General features: G+C 70.2%; 5 protein-coding genes. 2 read left to right on the top strand and 3 right to left on the bottom strand.

All coding sequences use genetic code 11. The features are described from left to right. Positions 1-280: 280 nt before the first annotated feature. Positions 281-1,822, top strand: coding sequence for a cytochrome bc1 complex cytochrome b subunit (qcrB, locus tag FPZ41_RS27760; protein WP_407698825.1), 1,542 nt, complete (start codon positions 281-283; stop codon positions 1,820-1,822). Here the strand turns inward: qcrB and ctaF are convergent. The 3 genes from ctaF to FPZ41_RS27745 all read right to left on the bottom strand — a co-directional run bounded on the left by ctaF (position 1,752) and on the right by FPZ41_RS27745 (position 4,950). Further along, positions 1,752-2,141: an aa3-type cytochrome oxidase subunit IV gene (ctaF, locus tag FPZ41_RS27755; RefSeq protein ID WP_131557491.1), complete on the bottom strand. Its 390-nt coding sequence runs from the start codon at positions 2,139-2,141 to the stop codon at positions 1,752-1,754. The two genes, qcrB and ctaF, sit on opposite strands and share 71 nt — an antisense overlap. After that, the gene (ctaD, locus tag FPZ41_RS27750) at positions 2,138-3,811 is read right to left on the bottom strand and encodes an aa3-type cytochrome oxidase subunit I (RefSeq protein WP_152866396.1); all 1,674 of its coding nucleotides are present in this window, start codon (positions 3,809-3,811) and stop codon (positions 2,138-2,140) included. The genes ctaF and ctaD overlap by 4 nt, the downstream gene beginning before the upstream one ends. Before the next feature lie 146 nt (positions 3,812-3,957). Continuing rightward, a complete protein-coding gene (locus FPZ41_RS27745) occupies positions 3,958-4,950 on the bottom strand; it encodes an aldo/keto reductase (protein WP_152866395.1) in 993 nt (330 codons plus the stop codon). A gap of 284 nt (positions 4,951-5,234) precedes the next feature. Here FPZ41_RS27745 and FPZ41_RS27740 point away from each other — a divergent pair, with 284 nt between their 5' ends. After that, positions 5,235-5,996, top strand: a complete 762-nt coding sequence (locus FPZ41_RS27740; protein WP_322620821.1) for a peptidoglycan-binding domain-containing protein — start codon at positions 5,235-5,237, stop codon at positions 5,994-5,996. Positions 5,997-6,000: the final 4 nt, after the last annotated feature.

The raw sequence follows: 6,000 nt of genomic DNA, 5'->3' as shown, positions 1-6,000 counted from the left end.
CCCCGGAACCGCCCCCGCCCAGGGCGAGGTGATCGCCATCGGCGGCGTCGCCCGCAAACCCTGAGGACGACGCCCTCCACCCCTGGATCCACGGCCCGGGGACGGCACCCGAACGGGTGCCGTCCCCGGGCCGCGCGAGTGTTTCCCGGAGCCGGGGCACTCGCCCCACGGCTCCACGGCAAGGCATGACGTGTGCCGAGCCGGTCACGACGGGCAGGAGGAGGCGATCCGTGGAGCGCGAGCACTGTGAGGAGTCCGCACGCCGAGCCCTGGACCCGACGTGACGGCGGAACCCCGGTCCCCGGCCCCCCAGCCGGCATCGGCCGACGCCACGCGTCCCGGTGAGCGTCTCGCCGACGCCGTCGACGCCCGGCTGCCGGTGCTCGACGGCGCCGGCGGGCTGCTGCGCAAGGCCTTCCCCCATCACTGGTCGTTCTTCCTGGGCGAGATCGCGCTCTACAGCCTGGTCGTCCTGGTGCTCACGGGCGTCTATCTGACGTTCTTCTTCAAGCCGAGCATGGGGCAGGTGATCTACGACGGCAGCTATGTGCCCCTGCGCGGCGTGCCGATGTCGGAGGCCTTCGACTCGACCCTGTCCATCAGCTTCGACATCCGCGGCGGCCTCCTCATCCGGCAGACGCACCACTGGGCGGCACTCGTCTTCGTCGCCGCGATCGGTCTGCATCTGCTGCGGATCTTCTTCACCGGCGCCTTCCGCCGGCCCCGGGAGGCGAACTGGGTCATCGGCGTCACCCTGTTCATGCTCTCCCTCGCCGAGGGCTTCGCGGGCTACTCACTCCCCGACGACCTGCTGTCCGGCACGGGGCTCCGCATCGCGCAGGGCATCATGCTGTCGATCCCGGTCGTGGGCACCTACGTGAGCATGTTCGCGTTCGGCGGCCAGTTCCCCGGCGAGGAGATCGTCCCCAGGCTCTACAGTCTGCACATCCTGCTGCTGCCCGGGGCCCTGATCGCCCTGGTCACGGTGCACCTCATCCTGGTGGTCCACCTGAAGCACACCCAGTGGCGGGGCCCCGGCAGGTCGAATCGGAACGCCGTCGGCAAACCCTTCTTCCCGCAGTTCATGGCCTCCTCCGGCGGCCTGTTCTTCACCGCGTTCGGCGTGCTCACGCTGCTCGGCGGGCTCGCCCAGATCAACCCGGTGTGGGTGTACGGACCCTACCGGCCGGACATCGCGTCGACCGGTTCCCAGCCCGACTGGTACGTGGGGTTCCTGGAGGGCGCGCTACGGCTCGTGCCGCCCTGGGAGACCAACGTCGCCGGACACACCATCATGTGGAACGTGCTCCTCCCGGCGATCGTCCTGCCCGGACTGCTCTTCCTCGTCCTCTACCTGTACCCGTTCGCCGAGCAGCGGCTGACCGGGGAGTGGGACCAGGAGCACCACCTGTGCGACCGGCCGAGGGAACGCCCCGTCCGCACCGGCCTCGGCGCCGCCGGCGTCACCTTCTACGGTGTCCTGCTGCTGGCCGGCGGCAATGACATCGTGGCGGCGACGTTCCGTATCTCGATCAACACGCTGACCTGGGTGCTGCGCATCGCCCTCGTGGTGGCGCCCATCCTCGCCTTCCTGATCGCGCGGCGGCTCTGCCACGGCCTGCTGGACGCCGAACGCGAGCGCCTGGAGAAGGGGGACGAGACCGGCGAGGTGCGGCAGACCCTGGAGGGCGGGTATGAGAGCGGGCACCGGCCCGTCGACACGTTCCGCCCCGGGGCGCCCAGCTTTCCGCTCACTCCTGGCGATGGACGTACTGGAACACCATCCCGAGAACACCCCGAGCCAGCACGCCGAAACCAATGAGGAACAGCCACAGCCCGTAGACCACACCCGTGGCCGCGATCGCGGCTCCGACAGCCGTGACCAGCGGCCAGGCGCTCTTCGGTGGGAAGAACTCCAGCGGGCCGCTGGCATCGGCGACCTCCGCGTCACGGCGGTCCTGCGGGCGCCGACCCTTGCGCCGGTACTGCACCGTGCAGAAGAAACTCACCACGCCGCCCATCAGAAAGGCGATCACCAGTGCCGCCGTCCCGGTCGGATCGCCCGACCACCAGCCGTACAGTCCGGCGGTGACCGCGAAGAACGCGGCGACGCCACCGAAGAGGAACGCCTCGACTTTCATCGCAGCCCCTCCTCCTGCGCCTGCCTGACGATCTCGGGATGGTGCAGGTCGAACGCGGGCGACTCCGACCGTACGCGGGGCAGCGCGACGAAGTTGTGGCGGGGCGGCGGACACGACGTCGCCCACTCCAGCGCGCGCCCGTACCCCCACGGGTCGTCCTCGGTCACGGGCTCGCCGTAGCGGGAGGTGCGCCAGACGTTGTACAGGAACGGCAGCGTGGAGATGCCGAGCAGGAAGGCGCCCAGGGACGACAGCGTGTTGAGGAGCGTGAAGCCGTCGGCCGGCAGATAGTCCGCGTACCTGCGCGGCATGCCCTGCTCGCCCAGCCAGTGCTGCACCAGGAAGGTCAGCTGGAAGCCGGGGAACAGCAGCCAGTAGTGCACCTTGCCGAGCCGCTCGTCGAGCATCTTCCCCGTGATCTTCGGCCACCAGAAGTAGAACCCGGCGAACATCGCGAAGACGACCGTGCCGAACAACACGTAGTGCAGATGGGCCACGATGAAGTACGAGTCGGTGAGATGGAAGTCCAGCGGAGGCGACGCGATCAGCACCCCGCTCAGACCCCCGAGCAGGAACGTCACCAGGAAGCCCAGAGACCACAGCATCGGCGTCTCGAACGACAGCGATCCCTTGTGAAGGGTGCCGATCCACGCGAAGAACTTGATCCCGGTGGGCACCGCGATCAGGAACGACATGACGGAGAAGAACGGCAGCAACACCGCACCGGTGGCGAACATATGGTGCGCCCACACGACCGCCGACAGCATGGTGATCGCGATGGTCGCACCGATCAGCGGCAGATACCCGAACAGGGGCTTGCGCGAGAACACCGGCAGGATCTCCGAGATGACCCCGAAGAACGGCAGCGCGACGATGTACACCTCCGGGTGACCGAAGAACCAGAACAGGTGCTGCCACAGGATGGCCCCGCCGTTCGCCGCGTCGAAGACGTGCGCCCCGAACTTGCGGTCCGCCTCCAGCACGAGCAGCGTGGCCGTCAGCACCGGGAACGCCGGCAGCACCAGGATCGATGTGAAGAGGATGTTCCAGGTGAAGATGGGCATCCGGAACATCGTCATCCCAGGAGCCCGCAGACACAGGATCGTGGTGATGAAGTTGACCGCGCCGAGCGTCGTCGACACACCCGTCACCACCAGGCCCATCACCCACAGATCACCGCCCGCCCCCGGGGAGCGGTAGGCGCTGTTCAGCGGCGCGTACGCGAACCAGCCGAACGCCGCGGCACCACCCGGTACCAGGAAGCCCGCGACGACCATCAGCCCGCCGAAGAGGTACAGCCAGTACGACAGGGCGTTGAGGCGGGGGAACGCGACGTCCGGAGCGCCGATCTGCAGCGGCATCACCGCGTTCGCGAACCCGGCGAACATCGGTGTCGCGAAGAGCAGCATCATGATCGTGCCGTGAATCGTGAACAGCTGGTTGTACGTCTGCTCGTTCATGAACTGCAGCCCGGGGCTCATGAGTTCGGCCCGCATCGCGATGGCCAGCAGTCCGGCGAACAGGAAGAAGCAGAAGGCCGTGACCATGTAGAGGCGGGCGATCACCTTGTGATCGGTCGTGGTGGCCAGGCGCAGGAGCGTGTGGCCGAGAGGGGTGGCCGGGGCGGTCCGGCGGCGGGCTGCGCCGACGCGCTCTGACAGTTCGGTCATCGTTCTCCTCCACGCGGCCCGCGCCGGGGCCGCGAGTGCCGTGACCCTTCGGAAGGAAACCGGCGGCCACCGGGCCCGGGAGCGGCGTGGCGACGCTATCGCCGACCCCGGTGAAACCCGCCCGCGCCACGCCCCCGTGTCCGCCGTCAGAGGGGTGTCGGGGTCCTTCCGGGGAGCAGCCCTCTGGCCTTGACGGCCTGCCAGAAGCCCGCCGGGAGGGGGTGGTTCAGGTAGGCGACGCTGTCGGTGACCTCCTCCGGTGAGCGGGCGCCGACCACCACGCTCGTGACCGCGGGGTGCCCGACGGGGAACTGCACGGCCGCCGCCAGCGGTGGCACCCCGAAGTCCGCGCACACGGTCCGCAACGCCTGTACCTTCGCCCCCAGTTCGGCCGGAACCGTGCCGTACCCGTGAGGTACGCCCGGACGAGGGTCGGCGAGCAGCCCCGACTGGTAGACGCCCGCCACCATCACGGCGACACCGCGCTCGGCACACAGCGGCAGCAACTCGTCGAGCCCCGACTGGTCGAGCAGGTTGTACCGCCCGGCCAGCAGGACGCAGTCGGGCCCCGGAGGAGCGGCCGTACGCAGGAACGCCGCGGCGACCGGCGCGTGGTTGACCCCGATCGACACCGCACCGATGACGCCCCGCGCCCGCAGGTCCGCCAGAGCCCGGTAGGCCTCGGAGACGGCGGTGGTGAAGTCCTCGTCCGGGTCGTGGACGTGGAGCACGTCGACGTGGTCGAGCCCCAGCCGGTCCAGGCTCTCCTCGACGCTGCGCATCACCCCGGCGTACGAGTAGTCGAGGCGGGGCCCCATGCCGGGCGGCGGATCCGCCCAGATGGGTTGGGTGTCGGTGCCTCCCGGCTCGATGATCCGGCCGACCTTCGTGCAGAGCACGTACGCGTCACGCGGCCGGTTCGCGAGGGCCGCGCCGGTGCGGGTCTCCGAACGCCCGTAGCCGTACACGGGTGCCGTGTCGTAGAGCCGTACGCCCAGCTGCCAGGCGCGGTCGAGCGTGGCGGCGGCCCGGTCCTCCGGGACGGGTGCGAAGAGTCCGCCCAGTGACGCCAGGCCCAGACCGAGACGGCTGACCCGCAGTCCCGTCCGGCCCAGTGGTACGAGATCGTCGGCTCGCATGAGGGCCCTCGCGCGGGTCAGGAGCCGGGGCGGCGACCGCTGCGCCACGGTCTCGGACCGGCGCCGTCCGGCTCGGCTTCGGTGATGGACCGCCGGCCGGCCACGGGCGCTCTTCTGCCCTCGTCGCCTGGTCCAGACGGCCGTTCCACGCTGTCCGGTGCTGTTCGCTCGTTCGGGATCACATTGTACGGACGGAACCCGAGCCCGGTTTGAACTCTCGGGTCGGTGGCCTCGTATCACTCCACGGGGATGGCGGGAGACCGCGTGCACGGAAGGAGAGCAGTGTGTCGACACCGCCCGAACCGGGGCAGACGGTGAGGCGTCGCCCGATCGAGCCCACGTATGTCATGCGCCGCCGCCGGACGGAGGCGTTGGCGGAACTGCTGCGGGAGATGGAGCAGGACCGCGCGAAGGCCGAACTTCAGGGCCGCCCGGGCCCCGATCCCGACGAGGCCTACGAGGCCGTACCCGTCGCGCCGGCGCCGGCGCCGCCGCCGGAACCCGCCCCGCCCCGACTGGAGGAGTCCGAGACCGAGGAACTCCCGCCCGTCCGGATGGGGGAGAACTTCAGCGCGGACTCAGGTCCCGGACCGGCTCGTGAGCGCCCCTCCACACGCCGGGCGGGCGGCGTGGATCTGCGCCGCGCCGCGGTCGTCGTCGGTGTGGCCGCGGCGGCCCTCATCGGTTTCGGCGCCGCACTGCTCGTGCCCGGCGGCGACGCGAGCGACGAGGCGCAAACCGGCACCCCGACTCCTACCCCGACGGCGACGACACCCAGCGCCGCACCACCACCCCAGCAGGCGGTCGACCCCGACGGGCCCGGCACCCTGCGCGAGGGCGACACCGGCCCGGAGGTCGCCGAACTCCAGCAGCGGCTGCGCAAGATCCCGAACGTGTACGACAACGGCTCGACCAGCGGCACGTACGACTCCACGCTCACCGAAGCCGTCGCACGCTTCCAGCTCTGGTACGGGATCCGGGGCGACGAGACGGGTGTCTACGGCAACGACACCCGTCTCGATCTGGAGTCCCGCACCCAGGCCTGATGGA

Source organism: Streptomyces acidicola (genome assembly GCF_009377235.1).
In the GTDB taxonomy this organism is placed as follows: domain Bacteria; phylum Actinomycetota; class Actinomycetes; order Streptomycetales; family Streptomycetaceae; genus Streptomyces; species Streptomyces acidicola.
Note: the sequence above shows the minus strand (reverse complement) of the source record. Positions and strands in the feature narration are given on the sequence as shown.